The organism is Paenibacillus sp. FSL H3-0333, from assembly GCF_038002805.1.
Lineage (GTDB): Bacteria > Bacillota > Bacilli > Paenibacillales > Paenibacillaceae > Paenibacillus_AQ > Paenibacillus_AQ silagei.
The window spans coordinates 557,600-581,731 of record NZ_JBBODG010000001.1 but is presented as its reverse complement, the minus strand read 5'-3'; the positions used below and the strand labels follow the sequence as shown (position 1 = coordinate 581,731).

Here is a 24,132-nt window from a genome sequence, read left to right as displayed (position 1 = left end):
TTTGATTCTTTTTCAGCCAAAAAAAATAAAAAAAGACAGTCTGTTCAGCCACTTAACACAGCAGATCAGACCGTCCTCTTAGCCTATTCAGTATCCTTAATCCACCAGCTCTGCGGATTGATGATATTGCTTAAAGCGTTCATTGTTACCCCTTGCAGGCGCTTATTCACCGCAGTAATATCCGAGCGTTCAGCGAAAAAGATCATTGGAACCTCATCATTGATCAGCTTCTGCCATTCATAATAGATTTCCTTCCGGAAGTCCTTATCATACGCCTTCAGGCTGACCCCTTCCCGGATCAGGTCCTCACTGCGCTTCGACGTCCACCGGGGGTAATTCCACGAATCGGCAGCGCGCCATAAGCCCGAAGGATCAGGGTCGCTGGCCAGTCCCCACACGCCGTTGAACAGCTCCACTGCCGGATCATCCGACTCCACCGCTTCATAAAAGGTATTCAGCTCCTTCAGGCTTCCTCCGCTGAGCCGCACATCCAGCCCGACATCACGCCAATTCTGGAGAATGGCTGCCGTCCGGGCCTCAGCTGTCTTGCTGCCGCTCATCGCATCATAGTGAATAACGAGCTTCTTGCCGCTGGGATCTTCGCGGAGTCCATCCCCGTCCATATCCAGATACCCGGCCTCATCCAGCAGCTGCCCAGCCTTTTCCGGAGAATAGGGATAGGTGTCGATCTCCTCATCCGCGATCTTGGCCCAGCTGGAGCTGGGGATAGGTGTCTCGATAAGCGTCCCAAGGCCATAGGAATATTTATCTAGAATCCCTTGCCGGTCAAGTGCATAATACATTGCCTTACGCAGGCGTTTATCCTTGAACTTGGGATTATCCATGACCACCTGACCGTCTGTCTCATCCCAGTGTCCAAACTTGAACCCGATATATTCAAACGACATTCCTGGTGTGACCCTAATCTCTACATTATCCAATTGCCCTGCGGCCTCATAGGCATCACGCGGCAAAGCCGCCATATCGACAGTTCCTGCTTCAAGCAGAGCGGTAATATCCTTGCTGTCGATCGCCTTATAAGTAATCCCGTCCAGAAGCGCTCTGCCCTTGTAATAATTATCGAACCGTTTCATTTCCACCGTCTGGCCCGGCACAATGCTGGTTACCATGAACGGACCCGTGCCAATTGGCTGCTTGCGCACCTGATCGCTGTCCGGCATGTCCTTAACAGCCACTCCCTCGAAGTACCGCTTGTTCATCGGGTAGGCCCACAGATTATCAATCATGTTCACCCGTGCTGAATTCATTGTAATGCGCAGCGTATACGGGTCCATCACCTTAAGCCCTGTAATTTCCTTCGCCTGGCCCTGGTGGTAAGCTTCTGCGCCCTTGATCATCTCAACGCTATAGTATCTGGAACCCGTATACTCCGGGCTGGCGATAGTCTCCAGAGCAAACTTCCAATCCTCCACGGTCAGCTCATCCCCGTTATGCCAGCGGACCCCGGGCTTAATGGTGAATGTGAACACCGTATGATCTTCGGACTCCTGCCAGCTGGCGATATTAGGAGCAGTGGACAAATCATCCTTCACAGTGAACATGGCCTCAGTGGTGAACTCCAGCACATTGGAATCATCTTCTCCTTCGAAGAATGCCGGTTCAAAAATCCCTTGAAAAGCGGACGGGTAGCCGAAGGTCACAGTCCCGCCTGTAATGGGTTCATCGGCTGTTTGGCTAAGGCGCGCCACAACATTCTTGACGGCCGGGCTTGGCCCGCTGCATGCCGACAATGCCACCAAGAGCGCAAGCGGTAGCATCAGTCTGCCGATGAGTCGGTTTGACATATATTTCTTCCCTCCCGGGTTGGATCACACAGTAATGTAAGCGGTTTCTACACTAGATTTTACTGTAATGCCTATTATGCAGATTATGGACAATTAATTATTCCACATTATAGAGGATATACAATATTCACTGTAAAGTGAAGTGTTTAATTTATTTCGGGGCAGCCAAGAACCCTTCCGATGTTGAAAAAAGCCTGCCCTGACGGGCAGACTTCAGCTACAGCAGCGCCTTAATTTTCCTCTCCCGGGTGGATGATGCTAAGGCCCTCCACATGCTTTTTCCGCATCAGCTTACGCTTCTTCCGGGTCTCCTTGCTCTCAAAAATAATATCAAAATCATAATCCTCCGGATACAGCTCTTCCTTGGACAGATAAGGCTTCAGCCGCTTATGGTTAATGCTCAGCTTCTGCTTCTGAATCATCACTCCGACCCTCCCCCGGCTGTCCTTCTTCTCATAGACAATTCCAGTGCGCCCCAGAGAGCTGACATAGACAGCATCCCCTACCGCAAATTCAGGTACTACAGTATGCGCCTCGTGTGATGCAACGCTTCCCAGCTTTCCTTCAGCCGCTCTATCCGCTTTTGCAGCTATCTCAGCCTCCGCTGCTTCTTTAGCCCTCTGAGCAGCTTTGATAGTGTCCTTCCACGGGCTGTGGCCGCCTCTGTGTCCCTGCTGCTCTGTCACAAGCTGTTTGGCCCGCTCGATAACGGAATGGACAATACCCAGCTTCTCGGCGATCTGCAGCGCGTAGCTCTCGCCAGCTTCGCCAATCGTTAGCTTATACAGCGGCTGCAGCGTGTTCTGATCGAACTCCATCCGTGCATTCTCGAAGCCTGCCGTTGCCGCCGCGAAGGCCTTCAGCTCATTGAAGTGGGTCGTTACCACGATATTAGCCCCCTTACGGTTCAGCTCCTCCAGAATCGCGATGGACAGCGCGAACCCTTCACCAGGGTCTGTGCCGGCAGCCAGCTCATCAATCAGCAGCAGCACGCCTCTGCCGGCATCATAGAGCATTCCTTCAATACTCTTCATCTGTGCCGAGAAGGTGCTCAGGGACTGTGTCAGGCTCTGTCCGTCTCCGATAACGCTCATTACATTGGTGAAGACCGCGAAGTCACTGCCGGGATCAACCGGTACCAGCAAGCCGGACTGTGCCATTAATACGAGCAGGCCCAGGGTTTTGAGCACCACCGTCTTGCCGCCTGTATTCGGCCCGGTCACGATCAGCGATTTATACCCCTGACCCAGCTCCAGACTGACCGGCACCATATCCTTCAGCAGGGGGTGACGGCCTCCATTCATCCTCACATACCCGCGTTCGTTCAGAGCAACCGGCCCCGCATCCATTACCCGGGCAACCTTCCCTTTGGCGAAAATAAAGTCATACATGCCCGTCACCTCAATATTAAGCCGGATAGCGGCCTGCTCCTGCTCTATCAGCCCTGTCAGCATACTCAGGATTATTCCTTCCTCGCGGGCCTCGTCAGCAGTCAGGAGCTCGATCTCTCCCTGTAACGAGGCCACCTCATCCGGCTCCACGAATACCGTCTGCCCGCTGGTGGACTGATCCAGCACCGAGCCCTTAATTTGCTTGTGATACTCCCGTTTCACCGGAATGACATACCGCCCGCCGCGCATACTGACCAGACTTTCCTGTAAAATGGATTTGTGGCGGTTCATGATACTCTCCAGCTTCCGGTGCAGGCGCTCCTTGGCGACTGCCAGCCGTTTGCGGACCCGTTCCAGTCCTTTGCTGGCGTGGTCATCAATGACGCCCAGCCGGATACACCGTTCTATCTCGTCCCGAACCCCATTCAGCTCCTGAAGGGATGCCCCGTAAGCGGCGATGCGCGGCGCTATCTGCTCCTTGGCGGCCATGTATTTCCTGAGCTGTCCGCAGCTGTTCAGAAACAGCGAGACTGCAGTGAAATCCTGCTCATTATACATATACCCGGTCCCGAGCAGCGACAGCACCCATTCAATTCCCTCCAGCGAGGGAATCGGTACACTGGCTCCACGTTCCAGCAGCTCTTTCGCTTCTTGCGCCTCCTCAAGCGCCCGGTGTATCGCCGGCAGGTAGATCATCGGCTGAAGCTCACGGACAATCCTTCTTCCCTCATAAGATACCGCATGACGCAGCAATTCCTGCTTAATCGTCTCATATTCCAATGTGTGCAGACTTTGCAGATTCAAGCTGAATTCCTCCTTGTATACAAGTATATTTCTTATCCCAATCCACTGCGCATAACGCAAAAATGAGGGCAAAGAACCGCCACCACGGCAGTCTTCGCCCTCTTATTGCTGCTGCTTCTCTTTGGCCTCAGGGTCCCGACTCCGTCGGGAGGACACCTGAAAACAGAAAAAACCGTGCTGCAAGAGCACGGTTAATCACAAAGAGAACAATAGCCGGATCAAGAGGCCATCATGACGCTTCGCGTGTGTTCTTAACTAAATCATTCATTCCAGCAGTCCGCGGTCTACTCAGTCAGAGATGTCACCAGGACAGACTCCAACAAGACATGCCTCTGGCAAAATCAGAGCATGCGGCGGCTAACAGCCGGAACGATATGAAATTGCTTAGTTAAGAACGCTCACCAACATCAAAATTTCCCCTTTAGTTATAGGATACCTGTAATTTACTACAGATGGAATCCGTTTGTCAATTATGGGTTATCCCATACAAAAAGCAGCCGGCTCAGCCGGCTGCTTCATAAAACGTCCTATTCTGTTGTGTAAGGCAGCAGCGCGATTTGACGCGAGCGCTTTACAGCAATAGTCAGAGCGCGTTGGTATTTTGCACTTGTACCAGTTACACGACGCGGCAAGATCTTTCCGCGTTCGCTGATGAACTTCTTAAGAAGCTCAGTGTCTTTATAATCAATGTGAGTAATCTTGTTCACAGTGAAATAGCACACTTTTTTACGCTTGTTGCGTCCACCACGACGTGCCGGTCTTTTGTCGTTGTCCGCACCTTCTCTTGGTTTGAAAGCCATGTTCAGTTCAGTCCTTCCTTATTAAAATGGCAAATCATCGTCCGATATATCGATCGGTTTTCCATCGCCCGAAAAAGGATCTTGGGTATTGTTGTTACGCGAGAAATTATTGTTGCTTCCATTTCCGCGAGCACTGTTCCCGCCGTTACCGCCGCCACCGAAGGCTGGCTCTTCAGGCATACTTCCGCCACTTGCTGCATTTCCGCCTTCACGGCTCTGCGCGGATTCCAGGAAACGGACATTATCGGCAATAACTTCAGTAACGTATACACGTTTGCCTTCGTTATTCTCGTAATTCCGTACTTGAATGCGTCCTTCCACGGCTGCCAGTCTTCCTTTGCGCAAATAATTGGCACAGGTCTCAGCCAGCTGTCTCCAGGTTACTACCGGGATAAAGTCCGCTTCGCGTTCACCGTTCTGGCCCGTAAAGTTACGGTCTACGGCAAGCGTAAACTGTGTTACGGCAACACCAGCAGGAGTATAACGAAGTTCCGGGTCACGGGTCAACCGACCGATCAGAATGATACGGTTCAACAATTAGGTCCCCTCCTTAATAGCGCGATTCGTTACAAAGCTTGTCAATATCTTAGGCAACGTCGTTCGTAATGAGATAACGAATTACTTCGTCAGAAATCTTCATGATACGCTCAAGCTCAGTAACTACTGCAGGTTCTGCATTGAAGTTAACCAAAACAAAAACGCCATCACGATGTTTCTTGATCTCATACGCAAGACGGCGTTTACCTTGCACATCGTGCTTTGTAATTTCTCCGCCGTTGGAGATGATGCCTTGGAATTTTTCGACTGCTGCTTGAACGGCTTCTTGTTCAATGTCAGGACGAATAATGTACATGACTTCATATTTGCGCATAATTTTCACCTCCTTATGGTCTGCGGCCCCTGATCAGGTCAGGAGCAAGGAACGAGCACAAACATAGACTCGCACCAAATCAATATACCAAACCCAGCAGAGGATTGCAAGTTTTATTAATACGTACCAGATGCTGGACCATAGTAAAAATTGTTGGCGGATTCCGTAAGAACCTCTGAGTAATCCCTCATCGTCAAGGCCACAATATAACCGCTTCATCATTCGATAACAGGAGGTTATTTACCAATGGGCGAACAGACGGAGTATGAAAAAGGCGACAAAGCCCCCAACCCGGGCGTTTACACCGAGGTAGGCGAAGCGCGGAGCTTCCACACGGAGATTCAGAATCCAAAGCGGATTACAATGGAGAAAGGCGACACCTTCCCGGAGACCAGCAACCAGAACCGCAAGTGGAAAAAAGTCGAGAAGGCCCGTGTCCATTAATTTCAGCAGCCAGGTATAAAACCTTGAACGCTGCGCATACTAGACCCAGGCAGTACAAAAGAGAGGTGTGGTTCCGTTGAACGTCGCAGACGAACACGATCACAGGGATTCTGAATTCAGCAGCTATCGTAGCCGGGGAGAGTGAAGCTGGCTCTGTAAAAAGGAGTAACAGCTTTAGTATTACCCAATCACAGTAGTAGCTATAGACAGAGATTTCCGAACGTCATTGATGTACTGCCTCTGGAAGAGAGACCTGCGAAGGTCTCTCTTTTTGCGTGCTATCTATCCGGACTTCACGATGAAGTATGCAGCAAGTGGAAACGGCTTTGCCGTCCTTTTACAGGACGGTACCGTTTCAGCGAGAAATAGAAGGATAATTAATCGTGTGCAACATATAAAATTCTTATATTTGCACAAAAAAGCCCCCGTATCAGAACGGAGGTCTCATAAATTAAGAATATAATTGCTGAAGTGGCGGAGAGGGTGGGATTCGAACCCACGCACGCTGTGACACGCCTAACTGATTTCGAGTCAGCCCCCTTGGGCCTCTTGGGTACCTCTCCGCAGCAAGAATTATCATATCATGCCAATCGCACAATTGCAAGCGTTATTCATTGGCGTTTCGCTGCCTGCACCGGCTTAATTATTCTCCGCTCCACTATCCGCTGAATGCAGGACCTTCTTCAGATTCTTCTCGAATTTGGCGCGGGGAATGAGGACACTGTGCTGACAGCCGGTGCACTTAATCCGGATATCCATCCCCATACGGATAATCTCCATCTCGTTCGTTCCGCAGGGATGCTGCTTCTTCATCTGCACTATATCACCCAGCCCGAAAACCTTGCGTTCCATTACTCTTCCCCCTCCTCTGCCTCTTGCGCAGCTGCCACCTGCCTTCTAGGGCTGGCCTCCTGCTCCTCACGGGCTCTGCGGGCTTCCTCTGGGCGCTCCTGCTCACGAGCCGCCTTAGCCTCTCTTTCCTCCCTCTCCGCCTGCTCACGCGCCTCCTGCTCGGCCTTAGCAGCCTCCAGGGCGCTCTGCTTCTCCAGAGCATGCTTGATATCATTCTGAATCTGCCGCTCGGCAGCGTCTCTGGCATTAGGCAGGCAATTCGCCGCTATGCGGATGACATACTCCGAGGTGCTCATCGACTGGATTCCCAGAATATTAGGGTAGGCAATGACACTGGAGCTGCGTTCCTCGATGCCCTGAAGCGCCTCGCCGATCAGTGCCAAGGTGGCTTCGAGCCCGCGTTCGATTTTAACCGGAACATCTACTACAGCCAGTGCATTCGCCAGCGAATAATTCGTCACATTCACAATCGTGCCGTTAGGAATGATGTGTACCTCGCCCGTTGCACTTAACAGTCTGGTCGTCCTCAGGCCAATCATCTCTACCGTCCCCTTATAGGTTCCGCTCTGGATCACATCACCGACTGCAAACTGGTCCTCAAAAATAATAAAGAAGCCCGTAATCACATCTTTGACCAAACTTTGTGCGCCGAACCCTATAGCCAGCCCGACTACCCCTGCTCCGGCGAGCAGCGGCTTCAGATCGAAGTTGAACTCCGACAGAACCAGCAGAATCATGGTGAAGTTACAGAAGAAGGTAACCACATTCTTCATCAGTCCGCCGACCGTGGAGAAACGCCGGTTATTCGCTAACATCCTCCCCCTCGTCTCCCGCTCAAGAGACCGGTCAATCACATTGGAGACCACTTTGATAATCACCCGGGTCAGAATGAAAATTAAGAGAATTCTGATTCCCGAAAACAGGACCGTGGCCCACATATCCGCATTGGTGAACCAGTCCCATAATTTATCTTTGAAGTGGACGGCATCATTAACAACACCTTCAACGCCGTCGGCCGCCAGTAAGCTGTTAATCATCGAACCCCTCCTTCTCCGTTATTTCCACATACCCTGCACCCTCAACGGCCTTGGCGAAGATCCCCCGGATCTCTACGTTCTGCTCTTCGACCAGGACCCTTACCTCATCCAGCGCACTCCGAGAGAATTGGATCGACATCGCACAGCCGGCGGTGATCTCCTTGGGCGTAGGGAAGATATCGATTTCAATCTCCGCATATTCAAGCAGCATCTCGGCGCGCAGCGCCTGCTGGGTCGAATCAAACGCTAGCAGCAGTTCCTCCTCCACACTCCACGCCTCCTCTGGGCTATTGGTCCTATCTATTGCCGCCATAGTATAAAAAACCACTTCCATCCATATACTAGGATCATCAGAACACGCTCCCGCGGACGTAAGCCTTGCGTAATCAGCAGCCTGGCAGCCTGACTGCTTTTTTAGCTGATTTTCCCGTGAATTTCAGTCGCCGCCCCAGAAAGGACGATTATATGAATTTCTCTTCCAAAGCTCCACCGCTGCAAGAACCATCCTGTTTAAAAATATCACATGCCGACCCCAATATCTATTCTGCCATTACCCACCGTCTGCTGTTCCACTTTTCGCGCACCCGTCCGGATACGCCCATTGTCATTATCTGCGTGGGCACGGACCGCTCGACCGGCGATTCTCTTGGCCCCCTGGTCGGCACGACACTGGCCCGCTTTCACAGCCCGCTGTTCCATCTCTACGGAACGCTGGAGGAGCCGGTACATGCCATTAACCTGGAAGAGACAGTTAGCCTTGTGTACCAAAAGCATGCCAACCCGTTCATCATCGCCATTGACGCCTGTCTCGGCCAGTCCACCAGCGTCGGCTGCATTCAGGTGGTTGAAGGTCCGCTGCGTCCTGGCGCAGGGGTCAACAAGCAGCTTCCCCCCGTTGGCGATATCCATTTGACCGGCATCGTTAATGTGGGAGGATTCATGGAATATTTCGTATTGCAGAACACCAGATTAAGCCTGGTGATGCGCTTGTCGGATATTATTTCATCCAGCCTCTACTCTGCCTTGAAGCAGTGGAACCTGCATGCTAGATCTGCTGCAACGCGAGAGCAATAACTTCCTTCTCCTCCGGTGACAGAGCATACGGGGTCTCTCCCTGTTCAATCGGCTTAGCATAGATATATGAGTTCTCGCGGTTGTGCAGACTGCTCAGCACAATCCCGCTGTGGTTGTCATCCAGAATGGCAAGCGAGAAACTCAGGTCATTACCGCGTTCTCCAAAAGCATTATAGCGCTTCATAGCCACCTTCGACTTCATGCCACGCATTTTGGTATGTGCCGCTTCAAGCAGCGTCTTCTGCTCCAACTGGACCTCCTCCAGCATATCCCCCTGATTCTTCAGGTTGACCAGCAGATTCTCCAGATCCTCTATGCCATTCCCGCCCATCATGGCTTCGTACCGGCTCCGCATTCTGCGAAGCCTGGCACCCTGGACGATCATCATAATGGCCATCAGTATGATTACCCCGGCAAAGCCCATGATGAACGCCGATAAATACTCGTTTATGATTTCATTTAACTCCGACATGTTGAATCATCCTTTATACAAAAATAAGAATTCCCACGCTGTAACGACACCGACCTGTATAATCCACCTGAATCCTTATCCACTTATTAGCTTGAACGCGATACGCCGTACATTTCGTCCATGGCTAATAGCAGCCGCTGAACATCCGCTTCCGTGGAACTCACTCCCACACTCGCCCTTACCGCTCCGCTAGCCAGAGTGTCCGCTGCTTGATGGGCCAGCGGTGTACAGTGCATTCCTGCCCGTACAGCAATCTGGTATTCGCGGTCCAGCCGGTGGGCAATATGCGCCGACTCCTGCCCCTCTACGACAAAAGCCACAATTCCGCTGCGCGGAGCGCCCGGTGCCGGGCCCAGAATCCGCATGCCCGGAATAGCAGCCAAGCCCTCCATCAACAGCTGTGTCAACTTCCATTCCTGCATATGAATCTGTTCCACTCCCAGCGCCTTAACCGCCTTCACGCCAGCCAGCAGACCGGCTATTCCAACGGCATTCTGTGTCCCTGCCTCATAACGGTCCGGGCGAACACTTGGCTGCTCGCTGTTCTCCGACTGACTGCCAGTCCCTCCATGCATCAGCGGTTCCAGATCCAGCCCAGGAGAGATATACAGCCCCCCGGTTCCTTGCGGACCGAGCAGCCCTTTATGTCCCGGAAATGCCAGCAGATCAATGTTCATAGCCGCCACATCAATATTAAGCGCCCCTGCACTTTGAGCGGCATCTACCAGGAACACAGCCCCATGCGATTTCACTATGTCACCGATATCCCCAATAGGCAGAATACTTCCCAGCAGATTGGAACTGTGATTGCAGATCACCATCCGGGTGTTTGGACGCAGAGAACGCTGAAGCTCGTGAAGACTGATTTGGCCCTCGCGGTCCGCCTGTATATAATCCACTTCAATCCCGATGCTCCGGCGCAAATACTCCAAGGGTCTGCGCACTGAGTTATGCTCCGTCATCGTTGAAACGACATGATCCCCTGGTTGAAGTGTACCCTTAATAGCCATATTTAGCCCCATAGTTGTGTTATGGGTGAACGCGATATCCTGAGCATTCGCTATACCAAACAACTCCGCCAGCAGCATTCGTGCACGAACTAATACCCGCCCCGTCCCGATAGCCAGTGAGTGGTTGCCCCGCCCGGCATTGGCCCCTGACTGTTCCAAGGCCTCCACCATAGCTGCAGCCACCTCCGGCGGCTTGGGCCACGAAGTAGCTGCGTGATCGAGATATACCAGCCTCTCCATCTTCCACCCTCCCTCTTTTCGATTTAAAAAACATACCCCTCCATATCCGTATTAAGGATATCTCAGGATATGTCTTCGGTACAAATATCCAAATCAGTTCCCCAGCAGCTCCAGCAATCTTTCCAGGTCCTGGGCACTGTAATAGTTTAATTCGATTTTCCCTTTTTCCTTGCCTTGTTTAATTTTGACTGTTGTCTTGAATCGCTCCCGTAATACTTCCTCTACATTATCAATATAAGGATCACGTTTCACAACCTTGGCCTTAATTCCATTAGCTGGTTTGCGGTCGAGATTCTTCACTACCTCTTCCAGTTCTCTAACACTCCACTGAAGCTCCACACACTGAGCAGCCAATTGCTTGATGACCTCCGGATCTTTCAGAGCCACAATTGCCCGGGCATGCCCCATCGAAATTGTTCCACGTGAAACATAATCCTTCACTTCTTCTGGTAAGCTAAGCAGCCGCAAAAAGTTGGCGATATGCGATCTGGACTTTCCGACTTTAAGAGAAAGCTCTTCCTGAGTTAGTGAGAATTGATCCATCAGTCCTTGATAAGCAACCGCTATTTCCATTGCGTTAAGATTCTCACGCTGCAGGTTCTCGATCAGGGCAATCTCCATCACCTGCTGATCACTGAGGCTGCGGACCACTGCCGGAATTGTAGCTTTGCCGCAATATTGCGAGGCCCTGAATCTGCGTTCCCCGGCAATAATCTCATACCCTTTCAAAACACTGCGAACAATGATCGGCTGGATCACACCATGCTGTCTTATGGATTCTGCAAGCTCCTGAATGGCCTCTTCATTGAAATCCTTGCGCGGCTGATAAGGATTGGCTCTAAGCTGCGTCAACGGAATCTCTACTACCTTATCGTCTTCATTGATCGACAGAGAAGGTATTAATGCATCCAAGCCTTTCCCCAAACGCTTACTCATAAGAGATCACTTCCTTTGCCAACTCTAAATATACTTCCGCTCCCTTGGAACGGGAATCGTAGGTAATAATTGACTGTCCATGTGAAGGGGCTTCGCTTAGGCGTACATTACGCGGGATAATCGTTCTGTATACCTTTTCCTGGAAATATTTTTTCACTTCTTCGATAACCTGAATCCCGAGGTTCGTCCGGGCATCCAGCATCGTGAGCAATACTCCCTCTATTTTGAGATGCGGATTAAGATTCTTCTGAACCAGTCTTACCGTGTTGAGCAGCTGGCTTAATCCTTCAAGCGCATAATATTCGCATTGTATAGGGATAATCACTGAGTCAGCAGCCGTTAGAGAGTTAATGGTAAGAATCCCTAATGATGGCGGGCAATCTATGATGATGTAATCATAATTCGCCTTCACTGCATTCAGTGCCTTCTTCAGCTTCAGTTCCCGCGATATCGTAGAGACCAGCTCGATCTCTGCTCCTGCCAGCTGAATGGTTGCCGGAATAATATGAAGGCCCTCAATCCGGGTCTCCTGTATTGTATCCTGCGGATTCACTTCATTAATAAGAATATCGTAAATGCAATTCTCTACATCCGCTTTGTTGACGCCAACGCCGCTCGTAGTGTTGCCTTGCGGATCAATATCAACAAGCAGCACTCTCTTCCCCAGAGTAGCCATGCTGGCACCCAGGTTCACAGAGGTTGTTGTTTTACCTACCCCGCCTTTTTGATTTGCTATGGCAATAATCTTGGACACTTATTTCACCTCGAATTGTTTAGAAAGAATCATCTTGTAGTTCTTAGCTGTTAACGGCATAATAATCTGGATCTACGGCATCACGTTTGCGGAGATGTAGACAAACAAGTGGAAACGGCATTGCCGTCCTTTTAAAGGACGGTACCGTTTCGGCGAGAAATAGAAGGATAATTTATAGCGACATATAAATTCTTATATTTGCAAATAGACAACAACTTATCCTTAGAGTGTATATGTGATAACGTTCAGAGCTAGTCATAGAAAAGGCGGCCAACACCTCAGGGCCGCCTTCAGCTTTTTGTTGCCATTATCGTTTTGGAATTTGGATCACAATCTCATAATGATCTCCGCGGTCATTCTCGGAGGTCTTAATCTCCATTCCTGAGCCGGTCACCATGTCTATAGATTGACGAATTGTATTAAGAGCGAGACGGACATCTTTGGTATAGGAGGTCCGTTTTGATTTTTTGGTCTGGGTAACGGCCTTGTAGAAGGCGATACGTGCTTCTGTTTGTTTTACATTCAATTCCTTGGAAATAACCTCAGCCAGAACCTTAAGCTGCATCTCCTCAGTGTCCAGCGACAAGAGCGAGCGTGCATGACGCTCGGTGATTTTTCTTTCCATTAAAGCAGTTTTGACCTGTTCAGGCAAATTCAGCAAGCGGATTTTGTTGGCAATGGTGGATTGGCTTTTGCCAAGCCGCTGAGCCAGACTCTCCTGGGTCAATTGATGCAAGTCAATCAGCTTCTGATACGCGATCGCCTCTTCAATAGAGGTTAAGCCCTCACGCTGCAAGTTCTCTATCAGTGCGATCGATGCAGCCTGTGAATCATTGAATTCGCGGACAAGCGCCGGAATGGTGTCCATGCCCAGCTTTTTAACTGCCCGCCAGCGTCTTTCGCCTGCAATAATCTCATACTGGGAATCACGCATACGCACAACGATCGGCTGGATCACGCCATGAGTTTTGATAGTCTGACACAACTCGTCGATCTTCTCATCATCGAAAATCGTCCGTGGCTGATACGGACTGCTGATGACCTCATGAACCGGGATTTGTTTGATCTCTTCTCCGCTGCTCCGCTCGGTAAATCCAAAAAGCTTGGTGAATTGTTCTTTCATTCCGTTCATAACCACCTAATTTCGTTATAGTACGATCCTCTTAACCTTTCATGCGAAAAGCTTATCGTACAGCGTAAGAAAAGTATCCCTAAGTCATTCTGAGCCACTTCTCTTAAAAGACGGCCTGGCATTCATTCTGATCTTATCTATTAAAAGTCTTACTATATTATTCTATCACTTTTCTGCTAATAATCCTATTCTCCATAATGACCTATTTTTCCTGCAAACCAGCCTGAACAGACCCTGCTTTCCAAAAAAAAGACCAAGCTCATCAAAGATGAGCTTGATCCAGTATAACAGAAGACTGTCAATTGTTGTTTCACGTGAAACAATTAGATGAGCGGCGACTTCGCAGGTACGCCGGGCTTGCGCGGATACTTGGACGGTGTGGCCCCAGTCTTACGTACAAGAATGATATGCCGGGAAGATTCTTCCACCGGCAGACTGAAGGATTCTACCTTGTGCAGTTCAGCACGCAGCTCCTTGAAGCTGCGCTTGGCTTCTTGCAGTTCCTCCGTCGGATCGCTCCCCTTCATGGCAGCGAAGATACCGTCCTTGCGGGTGAATGGCAGACAGAATTCATTCAGAAGCGATAAGCGGGCCACCGCACGGGCAGTAACTACATCATAAGCATCCCGGTGAACAAACTGTCTGGAGACATCCTCTGCCCGGCCGTGAATGAGCTGTACACCCTTCAATCCCAGGGTATTACAGACATGCTGCAGGAAGGTGATCCGTTTGCTAAGTGAATCCACAATCGTCAGCTTAAGATCAGGGAAGCAGATTTTCAGCGGAATTCCAGGGAACCCTGCCCCCGAACCAATATCAGCAAGACTCTTCGTCTCCTGCATATTCACATAGAAGGCTAAAGATAAAGAATCATAGAAGTGCTTGGTATATACCTGGCTCCGCTCCGTGATCCCGGTTAGATTCATCTTCTCATTCCAGGAGACCAGCTCCTGATAATAGAGTTCGAATTGTTCAAGCTGCTTCATTGAGAGTTCCAGCCCATGCTCCTTGAGCAGGTCGGTGAACTCAGCTACCGTTGTATCCATAGATTATCCTTTCGCCGCTGTTACACGGTTGTAGTGCTCCAGATAGACCAGCAGAATCGAGATATCTGCCGGGGTAACGCCTCCGATACGTGAAGCCTGCCCAATGGAGATTGGAGCGATTTTGGTCAGCTTTTGCCGGGCCTCCATGGCCAGTCCATGAATCTCATTATAGTTGATGTCGTCAGGAATCTTCTTCTTCTCCATCTTCTGAAGCTTCTCCACATGCAGGAGCTGTTTCTCAATATAGCCGGCATACTTAATCTGAATCTCCACCTGCTCCTTCATCTCTTCATCCAGCTCTTCTGGAGAAGGAGAGATCAGATCCACAAAGCTGTAGGCCAGCTCAGGGCGGCGCATTAAGGTCAGCAGATTGCTTCCGTCAACAATCGGTGCAGATCCATAACTGGCTAGAGCTTCATTCACTTGAACCGGCTTAATCTTCGTCTCCTGCAGACGGATAATCTCACGGTCGACCCGGCCCTTCTTATCAAGGAAGGCTTCATAGCGCTGCTCTGTAATCAGCCCAATGTCATAGCCGATTGGTGTCAGGCGGAGATCTGCATTATCATGACGGAGTAGCAGCCGGTATTCCGCACGGGAAGTCAGCAGGCGATAAGGCTCATTCGTTCCCTTAGTGACCAGATCATCGATCAGAACGCCAATATAGCCCTGCGAACGATCCAGCACCACTGGCTCTTTCTCCTGCACTTTACGCGCTGCATTGATACCGGCAATAACCCCCTGCCCTGCCGCTTCTTCATAACCGGAGGTCCCGTTGATTTGTCCCGCAGTGAATAGTCCCGGCAGACGTTTGGTTTCCAGAGACGGCCAGAGCTGCGTCGGAACCATGGCATCATATTCAATGGCATAGCCGTTGCGCATCATCTCTACCTTCTCCATTCCGGGAATAGACCGCAGAACCGCCAGCTGCACATCCTCAGGAAGGCTTGTCGACAGACCCTGTACATAGTATTCCGATGTGTTTTTACCTTCCGGCTCCAGGAAGATCTGATGCTGTGATTTATCACTGAACCGGACAACCTTATCTTCAATGGAAGGGCAATAACGCGGACCCGTTCCTTCAATAATACCCGTGAACATAGGGGCCCGGTGCAGATTGTCATTAATGATCTGGTGAGTAAACGGGGAGGTGTAGGTCAGCCAGCAAGGCAACTGTTCATTATCCGAGGATTTGGTTTCAAAAGAGAAGAATTTCAGCTTCTCATCGCCCGGCTGGATTTCTGTCTTGGAGAAATCAATCGAATCCTTGTGGACACGCGGCGGCGTTCCGGTCTTGAAGCGGACCAAATCGAACCCCAGTTCGCGCAGATTCTCGGACAGGCGTACAGACGGCTGCTGATTATTTGGTCCGCTCTCATATGTCAGCTCACCCATGATCACTTTGCCGCGCAGGTAGGTTCCCGTTGTCAAAATAACGGTCTTGCTGTGATACACCGTCCCTGTCTTCGTCACCACTCCGGCGCAGCGTCCGTCTTCGACGATCAGCTCCTCCACCATCCCCTGGCGCAGTGTCAGGTTAGGAGTCTTTTCCATCGTTTCTTTCATCGCGTGCTGATAGAGGAACTTGTCTGCCTGTGCCCGCAAAGCGTGAACAGCAGGCCCCTTGCCTGTATTAAGCATTCTCAGCTGGATGAATGTCTTGTCTATATTGCGGCCCATTTCTCCGCCGAGTGCATCAATTTCACGCACCACATGGCCCTTGGCGGGTCCGCCAATCGATGGATTACATGGCATGAAGGCCACCATATCCAGGTTAATTGTGATCATCAGTGTGCGGCAGCCCATCCGTGCAGCAGCCAGAGCTGCTTCGCAGCCGGCATGACCGGCGCCGATGACGATAACATCATAGCTGCCTCCATCATAATTCATAAACGGTTCCTCCTTCTTATTTGCCCAAGCAGAATTGCGAGAAGATCTGGTCCAGCAGCGAATCCGCCGCCGTATCTCCAATAATCTCTCCAAGCTGCTCCCAGGCCAGACGTACATCAATCTGTATCATATCTATAGGAATCAGCATCTCCGCTGCTTCATAGGCATCCTGTAATGATTTATGCGCCTTCTTAAGCAAGGCTATATGCCTTACATTGCTTACATAAGTCAGATCGCCAGATTCCAGCTTGCCTCCGAAGAACAGTGCGGAGATCGCCTCTTCCAGTCTATCGAGTCCTTCCTCTTCCAGCACCGACATCGGTACAATACTCGCTTCAGCGAAAAAGGAGCGCAGCTTCCCCGTGTCCAGACGGGACGGTAAGTCCATTTTATTCATGATGACCAGCGCTTGTCTACCGTGGATTTGTTCCATCAGTGCCAGTTCATCCTCATGAAGCTCCTCATTGGCATTCAGCACCAGCAGAATCAGATCCGCATCGCTGAAAGCCGCCTTCGAGCGCTCCACACCGATTCTCTCCACCACATCCATCGTCTCACGGATACCGGCAGTATCCAGCAGCTTCAGCGGGATATTATTAATCGTTACATACTCTTCTATCACATCACGCGTTGTTCCCGGAATGTCGGTCACAATCGCCTTGTTGTCGCGGGCAAGCGCGTTCAGCAGTGAGGACTTCCCGACATTGGGCCTGCCCACAATAGCTGTCGTAATCCCTTCGCGCAGAATCTTTCCTTCATTGGCGGTTCGAAGCAGCTTATCTATGCCTTGCATAACCTCTTGACTCTTATCCTTGATGAAATCGGCAGTTAAGGATTCCACATCATGCTCGGGGTAATCAATATTCACTTCTATATGGGCCAGTGTCTCAATTAGCGTGTGCCGAAGCTCATGAATACGTGCGGATAACGAGCCGCTAACCTGCTTGAGGGCAACCGAGAAGGCCCGGTCCGACTTGGAGCGAATCAGATCAATTACGGCCTCGGCCTGCGAGAGATCAATCCGTCCGCCCAAAAAGGCACGCTTTGTGAACTCTCCCGGCTCGGCCAGCCGGATGTCCTGCTGCAGCAGCAGATCCATTACTCTTCTTACAGAGATTACACCGCCATGGGCGCTGATCTCCACCACATCCTCCGTGGTAAAGGAGCGTGGTCCCTTCATGACGGTTACCAGTACCTCTTCCAGCTGTTCCCCGTCCTGCAGACTTACGATATGTCCATAATGCACCGTATGAGAATCAGCTTCCGTAAGGGGGATACGGCTTTTGAACAAAGGGGCCACTTGGGGGATTGCCTGCGGTCCGCTAACCCGGATGATGGCAATACCGCCCTCGCCCAAGGTTGTCGATACAGCGGCAATAGTATCACTAAGCATGTTTGTAATTCACCTCTGGTTTTGGTCTCTTCAAAAAAACAATGACTCCTCGCATAGGTCAAGGAGTCATTGCGGCATATGGTTCTACTTCAAAGTTATAACGACGCGGCGGTTCGGCTCTTCACCCTTGCTGAGGGTGTTCACCTGCTTGTGATCCTGTAATCTGGAATGGATAATCTTGCGTTCCTGCGGGGACATGGGCTCAAGGACCACCTCTTTGCGGGTCCTCACCACACGCCCGGCCAGACGGTCAGCCAGCTCCTCCAGTGTCTTCTTGCGGCGCTCCCGGAAATTCTCCGCATCCAGCACGAGCCGGATGAAGCTGTCAGAATACCGGTTGGCCACAATATTAGCCAAATACTGCAAAGCATCGAGAGTTTGTCCTCTTCTGCCAATCAGCAGCCCAAGCTCCGGACCGGAAATTTGCAGAACAGTTGATTCCTTGGCATGAACGATTTCAACTTCCACCTCAAGCCCCATGCTCTTGGCGACATCTACAATGAAATGAACGGCCTGACCGTATGCTTCTTCTACCGGGTGTCCGGAATCCTGGCGCGTTACACCGCTGATCGCCTCTGTATTGCTCTCTCTTGTTGTCTGCTGAGACAGTAGCGGAGCACTCGCCGCTGATGCCGGTGCGGCTTCCGGGATTAAGGTCAATTCCACCTTGGCCCCCTTCGCACCGATCAATCCAAGGAATCCTTTTGACGGCTGTTCAAGTACGTTGACCGTTACCCGGTCTTTGTGAACTCCAAGCTGATTAAGTCCCCGTTCTACAGCTTCTTCAATGGTTTTCCCTGTCGCGACGACTTTGCTCATTTTGACTTTTTGACCCCCTTCTTCCCATTGCTTCCGTTTCCTTTAGCAGCAGGAGTTACATCTTTGCGGGCGTTAGAGTTGCTGTTCTTGCTTTTCGTCAGGTTAACATCCTTGGCCTTGCTGTTGCCTGCACTTACCGTAGCATTGGCAGCAACAAGTGCTGCTTTGTGCTTATCATTGTTGCGGTACAGGAAGTAGTTCTGGACAATGGTGTAAATATTGCTGTATACCCAGTACAGAGGCAGAGCAGCCGGGAAGTTATAGGACATGATGAAGATCAGAACCGGATAGACCATCATCATGAACTGCATTGGACCCTGCTGTTGGACCGGGTTCATCTTGGTCATCATGCGGGTCTGAATGAAGGTGGTTGCGGCAGCGAGAACCGGCAGAATGAACAGGTGGTCGGGCTTGCCAAGCTGCAGCCACAAGAAGTCATGCAATCTGAGATCCGGGTTGTAGTAGATGGAATTGTATAGGGCAATAAAGATTGGCATTTGCACGATCAGCGGCAGACAGCCCGCCATTGGATTAACCTTGTTCTCCTGGAACAGCCGCATCGTTTCCTGCTGTACCTTTTCGGGCTCATCTTTATATTTCTTCTTAATCTTCTCAAGTTCCGGCTGAATCGCCTGCATGGCGCGCGAGCTCTTCACCTGCTTAATCGTAAGCGGGAGAATCAGCGTACGGACAATAATCACCATCACGAGAACGGCAAAGCCGTATTGGCCGTTGAACCACTTGGCGAAAGTATCCAGGGCTAAGGCGAAATAATAGACAACATTACTCTGCCAGAAGCCTCCATTTTTCAAATCCTCCGTAGTGTGCGTCACTGTTGTCGCAGACGGAGAGCATCCCGACAGAACAGCGATCATTAGAACCATTAACCCGAGGAGAAGAAACATTTTTCCTCGCTTAGTCTTCATTAGAGACACTTCAAAACCCCTCTCATAAACATTCCATTGCACCGTAAATCATAACATAATTATGGATACAAATAAACAAGCCCTCTTCAGGCTCTTTTACTTGCGTAAAGCCTTGAGCAGCTTGGCTTTGCGCAGCACATGCAGCACGCTTTTCTCCAGCTCGGAGTAATCCTTGGAGAGCGCTCCTTTTCTGACAATGAAAACGATATCCAGATTGCCGGCAATTTCCGCCTCGTGGTGACGGACAATCTCCTTGACCAGCCTTCTCATCCGGTTGCGGACTACGGCATTCCCGACCTTCTTGCTGACGGATATGCCCACCCGGAATCGTTCCACTTCTCTTCTGGGGAACCAATACACCACATACTGATGATTCGCAAATGACTTCCCATGGCGGTATACGCGGCTGAAGTCGGCACGGTTTCGTAATCGTAAACTTTTGTGCACGGAAATCTCCTATTCAAATACCGGAATTGCTCCAGGCTCCGGAATTTCATCTTCTAATTAGTATTGTCATTCAAGGGAGACCATAAACAGTTACTGCGCCGGCCCTGGAGATCCCCTGCCAACAAACATAGACAGCTTGTGGAAACTACAATCTAGTGAAATTGAATTCTTATATCTTTAAAAAAAGCCCCGCAGTAGCGTTAACATCCCCTGCAGAGCCTATCGTTTATTGTTGCAGCAGCAGAAGTAATGCGTGGGTTTCTGCTCAATGAGCATCATCCCATTCTGCGCTATATATAGAAGAGAAATAAAAACAGCTGATGCATTCTGCAAATAAAGCGTAAAAAAGGACCACAGCAGTGGTCCCAAAGTGGCCTATCTTACGCACTCAAAACTTTTCTGCCTTTCAAGCGGCGGGCTGCCAGCACTTTGCGGCCGTTTTTCGTGCTCATTCTTTTGCGGAAACCATGCACCTTTTTGCGTTTGCTCACATTTGGTCTGAACGTCGGTCTCATGTATTGCACCTCCCTTACAGGAACATAATTACTGTCATATAAGCAGAAACGGACTAAGCCGTCCTTAAAGTAGGGACAGTATCTACAAGTATTATCAATTTAATTTGGAGACATATCCTCACAGAAAACACCTTTATATATTTAAACACATAAATGCGCCAAAAGTCAACCATGTCTCTTTCTCCCTCTTTTTCCGGCTGCTCCACTTGTGCCCCCGTTTTTTGGGACCAGCCGGAATCCGGAATCTTATCCCCAGCGTGTCCCGCCTCTTCACTAATCCTAACCCTAACCGCTTATCCACAAAGGAACACATCCAAAATAATAATCCACAGGCTTGTCCAGTTATCCACCTGTGATTAATTCCGGGCGGATTTTGCTCACAGGTGAGCACAACCTGTGTATAAAAAAATTGGCGCAATCGCGGAAATTGTCGAACGGTAAACAAATTATCAACAATATGTAGTGGTGTGCCTAAAAATTATACACAAGTGATTGAATTTGTGGATAAAATGGCGTCGCTCATTGAAAAATAAGGGGCGTTTTGCTATGATAGTATTACTTTTGAATGTGAATAGATTTGTTTGTTCAATAAATTATCAACAAGCTGTGGATAAAGTTGTGAACAATTCAAATTTATCCATATTTTTTTGTCTCTTGAAGTTGCATACTGGGGATAAGATTAATCACCAACCCATTTTCTTCGACATTTCCACTTCATGGCTGATGCCACATTTGGAAGATTTAAAGGAGTGACAGTCTGTGGACAGCCATACTTCCGAATTATGGCAGCAAATATTATCGATTATTCAAACCAAACTAAGCAAGCCGAGCTTCGATACCTGGTTCAAGGCCACTAAGGCCACGACATTCAATTCCCAGGCTCTTATCATCTCGGCGCCTACAACCTTTGCCGTAGAATGGCTGGAAAGTCGCTATACCAAACTGGTAGGAGCAACGGTATATGAAGTTACCGGACAGCAGGTGGAAGTCAAATTTGTCATTGAGGAGAACAAGCCCTCTGAGCCTGTGGTTCAGCAAAGTGCGCCTACTCCCGTTGTTTCGCGCGAAGAGGCACAGACTCATTTGCTCAATCCCAAATACACCTTCGACACATTCGTGATCGGCTCAGGCAACCGTTTTGCGCATGCAGCCTCCCTTGCTGTAGCCGAAGCGCCGGCCAAAGCCTATAACCCTCTGTTTCTGTATGGAGGCGTAGGTCTCGGAAAAACTCACCTTATGCATGCGATCGGCCATTATGTGCTGGAGCATAACCCCAACAACAAGGTGATTTACATCTCCTCCGAGAAGTTCACGAATGAATTCATCAACTCCATCCGTGATAACCGCGGCGAAAGCTTCCGCAACAAGTACCGCAATGTTGACATTTTGCTGATTGACGACATCCAATTCCTGGCCGGCAAGGAGTCCACGCAGGAGGAATTTTTCCATACGTTCAATGCTCTTCACGAAGAACGCAAGCAAATTATCATCTCTAGCGACCGGCCTCCCAAGGAAATTCCTACTCTAGAAGAACGGCTGCGTTCCCGGTTCGAATGGGGACTGATCACAGATATCCAGCCCCCCGATCTTGAGACGCGGATTGCCATTCTACGCAAGAAGGCCAAGGCGGAGAACCTGGATATCCCGAACGAAGCCATGATGTACATTGCCAACCAGATCGACACGAATATCCGGGAGCTTGAAGGCGCGCTGATCCGCGTAGTGGCTTATTCTTCCCTGACGAACCAGGATGTGACGACACATCTGGCAGCCGAAGCGCTGAAGGATATCATCCCTTCGAGCCGTCCGAAGATGATTACCATTAACGATATTCAGCAAAAAGTCGGTGAATACTACAATTTGCGCATGGAGGACTTCAAAGCGCGGAAACGCACGAAGGCTGTGGCTTTTCCAAGGCAGATTGCCATGTATCTCTCCCGCGAGCTGACGGATTATTCGCTTCCTAAGATCGGCGAGGCCTTCGGAGGACGCGACCATACGACCGTTATCCATGCCCATGAGAAGATTACGCAGCAATTAAAGGTGGACCAGGAGCTCTATAAAGTGGTAAATAATCTTTCGGAGAAAATTAAAAATCCTTCCTAAGAGGAACAAAGAGCCTATACACAATCTATACACATGTGGGTAGGCTTAATTTTATGCTGTTTAGCCACTTATCCACATAAACGGAGCCCCTACTACTAATACTATTAAATAACTATAATAATTCATCTTCTAAGAGCAGGTTTCAAAGAGCATTTACGTACACCCATTTCCCAATTTTTCAGCTAGGAGTGAAATCATGAAAATCAGCATTCTCAAAAACGAGCTTAACGAATCCATCGGCCATGTCTCCAAGGCAATCTCCAGCAGAACAACTATCCCTATTCTGACCGGTATTAAGTTTGAGGTTAGCCATCAGGGCGTTACACTGACTGCAAGTGATACGGATATTTCCATTCAGTCCTTCATCCCTGCCGAGAATGACAGCCAGACGATCGTCAAGGTAGAGCAGCCGGGCAGCGTAGTGCTTCCCGCCAAATTTTTCGTAGAGATTATCAAGAAGCTTCCCTCCAAAGAAATTCACATGGAAGTCAAGGAAGGCTTCCAGACCTACATCTCCTCCGGCTCTACGGAGATTCAGATTGTGGGCCTCGATCCTGAAGAATTCCCTGTTCTGCCAAGCATTGAAGAGAATGAAACCATCTCCATGCCCGGTGATTTGCTGAAGAATATGATCAAGCAGACTGCCTTCTCCATCTCCACCCAAGAGACCACACCGATCCTGACAGGCATTCTGTGGAATCTGGCCGACAATGAATTCAAGTTCACGGCTACCGACCGCCACCGGCTCGCAACCAGAGCTGCACACCTGGAAGGCACAGAGAATATCCAGTTCGCGAATATTGTCATTGCCGGCAAAACGCTGAACGAGCTGAGCAAAATTATCCCTGATCAGAATATGCTGGTGGATATTGTCGTCGCCGATAACCAGGTGCTGTTCAAAATCGACAAAGTGCTGTTCTATTCGCGGATTCTGGATGGCATTTATCCGGATACTTCTAGAATTATTCCAACCACCTACAAAACAGAACTAACTTTGGACACAAAAAAATTAAGCGAATCGATTGACCGTGCTTATTTGCTGTCCCGCGAAGAGAAAACGAACATCGTCCGGATGCAGACCCTGGAAAACGGTGATGTGGAGATCTCTTCCAGCTCCTCCGAGCTGGGGAAGGTCCGTGAAGAGCTGGAAGTTATCGATTTCAAAGGCGAGCCGCTGCGCATCTCCTTCAACTCCAAATATATGCTCGATGTGCTGAAGGTGGTGGAGAGTGAGCAGCTCGTGATCGCCTTCACCGGCATGATGAGCCCGATTATTCTCAGACCGCTCGATGAGAGCCGCAGCCTGTATGTGATTCTGCCGTACCGGACAACTAATTAACGCCCTGTTCATGAACATGTGGATAAGTG

General features: G+C 49.9%; 24 protein-coding genes and 1 tRNA gene. 4 read left to right on the top strand and 21 right to left on the bottom strand.

Annotated elements, in window-relative coordinates:
- Positions 1-83: 83 nt before the first annotated feature.
- The 5 genes from opp4A to rpsF form a co-directional block, all read right to left on the bottom strand.
- Positions 84-1,805 (bottom strand): oligopeptide ABC transporter substrate-binding protein, encoded by a 1,722-nt coding sequence (gene opp4A / locus MHH78_RS02580; protein WP_341166486.1) that lies wholly within the window; start codon positions 1,803-1,805, stop codon positions 84-86.
- A gap of 230 nt (positions 1,806-2,035) precedes the next feature.
- Positions 2,036-4,000, bottom strand: coding sequence for an endonuclease MutS2 (locus MHH78_RS02575; RefSeq protein WP_341166485.1), 1,965 nt, complete (start codon positions 3,998-4,000; stop codon positions 2,036-2,038).
- A 527-nt stretch (positions 4,001-4,527) separates the two neighbouring features.
- Positions 4,528-4,800 carry a 30S ribosomal protein S18 gene (gene rpsR / locus MHH78_RS02570; RefSeq protein ID WP_036699837.1) on the bottom strand — a complete coding sequence of 91 codons (273 nt, stop codon included), beginning with the start codon at positions 4,798-4,800 and terminating at the stop codon, positions 4,528-4,530.
- A 21-nt stretch (positions 4,801-4,821) separates the two neighbouring features.
- The gene (ssb, locus tag MHH78_RS02565; RefSeq protein ID WP_076081908.1) at positions 4,822-5,337 is read right to left on the bottom strand and encodes a single-stranded DNA-binding protein; all 516 of its coding nucleotides are present in this window, start codon (positions 5,335-5,337) and stop codon (positions 4,822-4,824) included.
- A gap of 49 nt (positions 5,338-5,386) precedes the next feature.
- Positions 5,387-5,671 (bottom strand): 30S ribosomal protein S6, encoded by a 285-nt coding sequence (rpsF, locus tag MHH78_RS02560; RefSeq protein ID WP_036728042.1) that lies wholly within the window; start codon positions 5,669-5,671, stop codon positions 5,387-5,389.
- Positions 5,672-5,917: 246 nt separating this feature from the next.
- Between rpsF and MHH78_RS02555 the strand changes: the two genes are divergently transcribed.
- The gene (locus tag MHH78_RS02555) at positions 5,918-6,115 is read left to right on the top strand and encodes a YjzC family protein (protein WP_036728044.1); all 198 of its coding nucleotides are present in this window, start codon (positions 5,918-5,920) and stop codon (positions 6,113-6,115) included.
- Positions 6,116-6,587: 472 nt separating this feature from the next.
- Here the strand turns inward: MHH78_RS02555 and MHH78_RS02550 are convergent.
- The 4 genes from MHH78_RS02550 to MHH78_RS02535 all read right to left on the bottom strand — a co-directional run bounded on the left by MHH78_RS02550 (position 6,588) and on the right by MHH78_RS02535 (position 8,272).
- Positions 6,588-6,678: transfer RNA gene (locus tag MHH78_RS02550), tRNA-Ser, on the bottom strand.
- Between the two features lie 76 nt (positions 6,679-6,754).
- Positions 6,755-6,967 (bottom strand): DUF951 domain-containing protein, encoded by a 213-nt coding sequence (locus tag MHH78_RS02545; RefSeq protein ID WP_076081909.1) that lies wholly within the window; start codon positions 6,965-6,967, stop codon positions 6,755-6,757.
- Positions 6,967-8,004, bottom strand: a complete 1,038-nt coding sequence (locus MHH78_RS02540; RefSeq protein WP_341166484.1) for a mechanosensitive ion channel family protein — start codon at positions 8,002-8,004, stop codon at positions 6,967-6,969. The genes MHH78_RS02545 and MHH78_RS02540 overlap by 1 nt, the downstream gene beginning before the upstream one ends.
- Positions 7,997-8,272, bottom strand: coding sequence for a DUF3343 domain-containing protein (locus tag MHH78_RS02535; protein WP_340945816.1), 276 nt, complete (start codon positions 8,270-8,272; stop codon positions 7,997-7,999). The genes MHH78_RS02540 and MHH78_RS02535 overlap by 8 nt, the downstream gene beginning before the upstream one ends.
- Positions 8,273-8,469: 197 nt before the next feature.
- On the opposite strand from MHH78_RS02535, the gene yyaC reads away from it, so the two are divergent.
- Complete coding sequence (yyaC, locus tag MHH78_RS02530) at positions 8,470-9,078, top strand: spore protease YyaC (protein ID WP_036728050.1); 609 nt, start codon at positions 8,470-8,472, stop codon at positions 9,076-9,078.
- Here the strand turns inward: yyaC and MHH78_RS02525 are convergent.
- From MHH78_RS02525 to rpmH, 12 genes are all read right to left on the bottom strand, one after another.
- Positions 9,050-9,550 carry a DUF4446 family protein gene (locus MHH78_RS02525; protein ID WP_076081913.1) on the bottom strand — a complete coding sequence of 167 codons (501 nt, stop codon included), beginning with the start codon at positions 9,548-9,550 and terminating at the stop codon, positions 9,050-9,052. The genes yyaC and MHH78_RS02525 overlap by 29 nt on opposite strands.
- Positions 9,551-9,636: 86 nt before the next feature.
- Positions 9,637-10,800 carry an aminotransferase class V-fold PLP-dependent enzyme gene (locus MHH78_RS02520; RefSeq protein ID WP_341166483.1) on the bottom strand — a complete coding sequence of 388 codons (1,164 nt, stop codon included), beginning with the start codon at positions 10,798-10,800 and terminating at the stop codon, positions 9,637-9,639.
- 93 nt (positions 10,801-10,893) lie between these two features.
- Positions 10,894-11,736, bottom strand: a complete 843-nt coding sequence (locus MHH78_RS02515; protein ID WP_036728055.1) for a ParB/RepB/Spo0J family partition protein — start codon at positions 11,734-11,736, stop codon at positions 10,894-10,896.
- Entirely contained in the window at positions 11,729-12,490 is a 762-nt protein-coding gene (locus MHH78_RS02510; RefSeq protein ID WP_076081915.1) for a ParA family protein, read from the bottom strand. Before MHH78_RS02510 ends, MHH78_RS02515 begins: the two co-directional genes overlap by 8 nt.
- A gap of 307 nt (positions 12,491-12,797) precedes the next feature.
- Positions 12,798-13,613: a nucleoid occlusion protein gene (noc, locus tag MHH78_RS02505; RefSeq protein ID WP_036728058.1), complete on the bottom strand. Its 816-nt coding sequence runs from the start codon at positions 13,611-13,613 to the stop codon at positions 12,798-12,800.
- Between the two features lie 332 nt (positions 13,614-13,945).
- Entirely contained in the window at positions 13,946-14,668 is a 723-nt protein-coding gene (rsmG, locus tag MHH78_RS02500) for a 16S rRNA (guanine(527)-N(7))-methyltransferase RsmG (RefSeq protein WP_341166482.1), read from the bottom strand.
- Positions 14,669-14,671: 3 nt separating this feature from the next.
- On the bottom strand, positions 14,672-16,558 hold the full coding sequence (gene mnmG, locus MHH78_RS02495) for a tRNA uridine-5-carboxymethylaminomethyl(34) synthesis enzyme MnmG (protein ID WP_341166481.1): 1,887 nt from the start codon (positions 16,556-16,558) through the stop codon (positions 14,672-14,674).
- 16 nt (positions 16,559-16,574) lie between these two features.
- On the bottom strand, positions 16,575-17,951 hold the full coding sequence (gene mnmE, locus MHH78_RS02490; RefSeq protein WP_341166480.1) for a tRNA uridine-5-carboxymethylaminomethyl(34) synthesis GTPase MnmE: 1,377 nt from the start codon (positions 17,949-17,951) through the stop codon (positions 16,575-16,577).
- Positions 17,952-18,035: 84 nt separating this feature from the next.
- On the bottom strand, positions 18,036-18,770 hold the full coding sequence (gene jag / locus MHH78_RS02485; protein WP_341166479.1) for an RNA-binding cell elongation regulator Jag/EloR: 735 nt from the start codon (positions 18,768-18,770) through the stop codon (positions 18,036-18,038).
- Positions 18,767-19,705 (bottom strand): YidC/Oxa1 family membrane protein insertase, encoded by a 939-nt coding sequence (locus MHH78_RS02480; protein WP_076081919.1) that lies wholly within the window; start codon positions 19,703-19,705, stop codon positions 18,767-18,769. Before MHH78_RS02480 ends, jag begins: the two co-directional genes overlap by 4 nt.
- Positions 19,706-19,792: 87 nt before the next feature.
- Positions 19,793-20,143, bottom strand: a complete 351-nt coding sequence (gene rnpA / locus MHH78_RS02475) for a ribonuclease P protein component (RefSeq protein WP_076081920.1) — start codon at positions 20,141-20,143, stop codon at positions 19,793-19,795.
- A 380-nt stretch (positions 20,144-20,523) separates the two neighbouring features.
- Positions 20,524-20,658, bottom strand: a complete 135-nt coding sequence (gene rpmH / locus MHH78_RS02470) for a 50S ribosomal protein L34 (protein ID WP_039295761.1) — start codon at positions 20,656-20,658, stop codon at positions 20,524-20,526.
- Between the two features lie 759 nt (positions 20,659-21,417).
- Here rpmH and dnaA point away from each other — a divergent pair.
- Positions 21,418-22,764, top strand: a complete 1,347-nt coding sequence (dnaA, locus tag MHH78_RS02465) for a chromosomal replication initiator protein DnaA (RefSeq protein ID WP_036728066.1) — start codon at positions 21,418-21,420, stop codon at positions 22,762-22,764.
- A 196-nt stretch (positions 22,765-22,960) separates the two neighbouring features.
- Entirely contained in the window at positions 22,961-24,103 is a 1,143-nt protein-coding gene (gene dnaN, locus MHH78_RS02460; protein WP_036728067.1) for a DNA polymerase III subunit beta, read from the top strand.
- The last annotated feature ends 29 nt before the right edge of the window (positions 24,104-24,132 follow it).

Bases quoted from the DNA above. Each gene is read 5' to 3' on its own strand.
- dnaN (WP_036728067.1), top strand. From the start codon at position 22,961: ATGAAAATCAGCATTCTCAAAAACGAGCTTAACGAATCCATCGGCCAT.
- jag (WP_341166479.1), bottom strand. From the start codon at position 18,770: ATGAGCAAAGTCGTCGCGACAGGGAAAACCATTGAAGAAGCTGTAGAA.
- rpsR (WP_036699837.1), bottom strand. From the start codon at position 4,800: ATGGCTTTCAAACCAAGAGAAGGTGCGGACAACGACAAAAGACCGGCA.
- mnmE (WP_341166480.1), bottom strand. From the start codon at position 17,951: ATGCTTAGTGATACTATTGCCGCTGTATCGACAACCTTGGGCGAGGGC.
- rpmH (WP_039295761.1), bottom strand. From the start codon at position 20,658: ATGAGACCGACGTTCAGACCAAATGTGAGCAAACGCAAAAAGGTGCAT.
- rpsF (WP_036728042.1), bottom strand. From the start codon at position 5,671: ATGCGCAAATATGAAGTCATGTACATTATTCGTCCTGACATTGAACAA.
- mnmG (WP_341166481.1), bottom strand. From the start codon at position 16,558: ATGAATTATGATGGAGGCAGCTATGATGTTATCGTCATCGGCGCCGGT.
- yyaC (WP_036728050.1), top strand. From the start codon at position 8,470: ATGAATTTCTCTTCCAAAGCTCCACCGCTGCAAGAACCATCCTGTTTA.
- noc (WP_036728058.1), bottom strand. From the start codon at position 13,613: ATGAAAGAACAATTCACCAAGCTTTTTGGATTTACCGAGCGGAGCAGC.
- MHH78_RS02540 (WP_341166484.1), bottom strand. From the start codon at position 8,004: ATGATTAACAGCTTACTGGCGGCCGACGGCGTTGAAGGTGTTGTTAAT.
- MHH78_RS02525 (WP_076081913.1), bottom strand. From the start codon at position 9,550: ATGTCGGAGTTAAATGAAATCATAAACGAGTATTTATCGGCGTTCATC.
- MHH78_RS02555 (WP_036728044.1), top strand. From the start codon at position 5,918: ATGGGCGAACAGACGGAGTATGAAAAAGGCGACAAAGCCCCCAACCCG.
- MHH78_RS02515 (WP_036728055.1), bottom strand. From the start codon at position 11,736: ATGAGTAAGCGTTTGGGGAAAGGCTTGGATGCATTAATACCTTCTCTG.
- MHH78_RS02545 (WP_076081909.1), bottom strand. From the start codon at position 6,967: ATGGAACGCAAGGTTTTCGGGCTGGGTGATATAGTGCAGATGAAGAAG.
- MHH78_RS02520 (WP_341166483.1), bottom strand. From the start codon at position 10,800: ATGGAGAGGCTGGTATATCTCGATCACGCAGCTACTTCGTGGCCCAAG.
- opp4A (WP_341166486.1), bottom strand. From the start codon at position 1,805: ATGTCAAACCGACTCATCGGCAGACTGATGCTACCGCTTGCGCTCTTG.
- rsmG (WP_341166482.1), bottom strand. From the start codon at position 14,668: ATGGATACAACGGTAGCTGAGTTCACCGACCTGCTCAAGGAGCATGGG.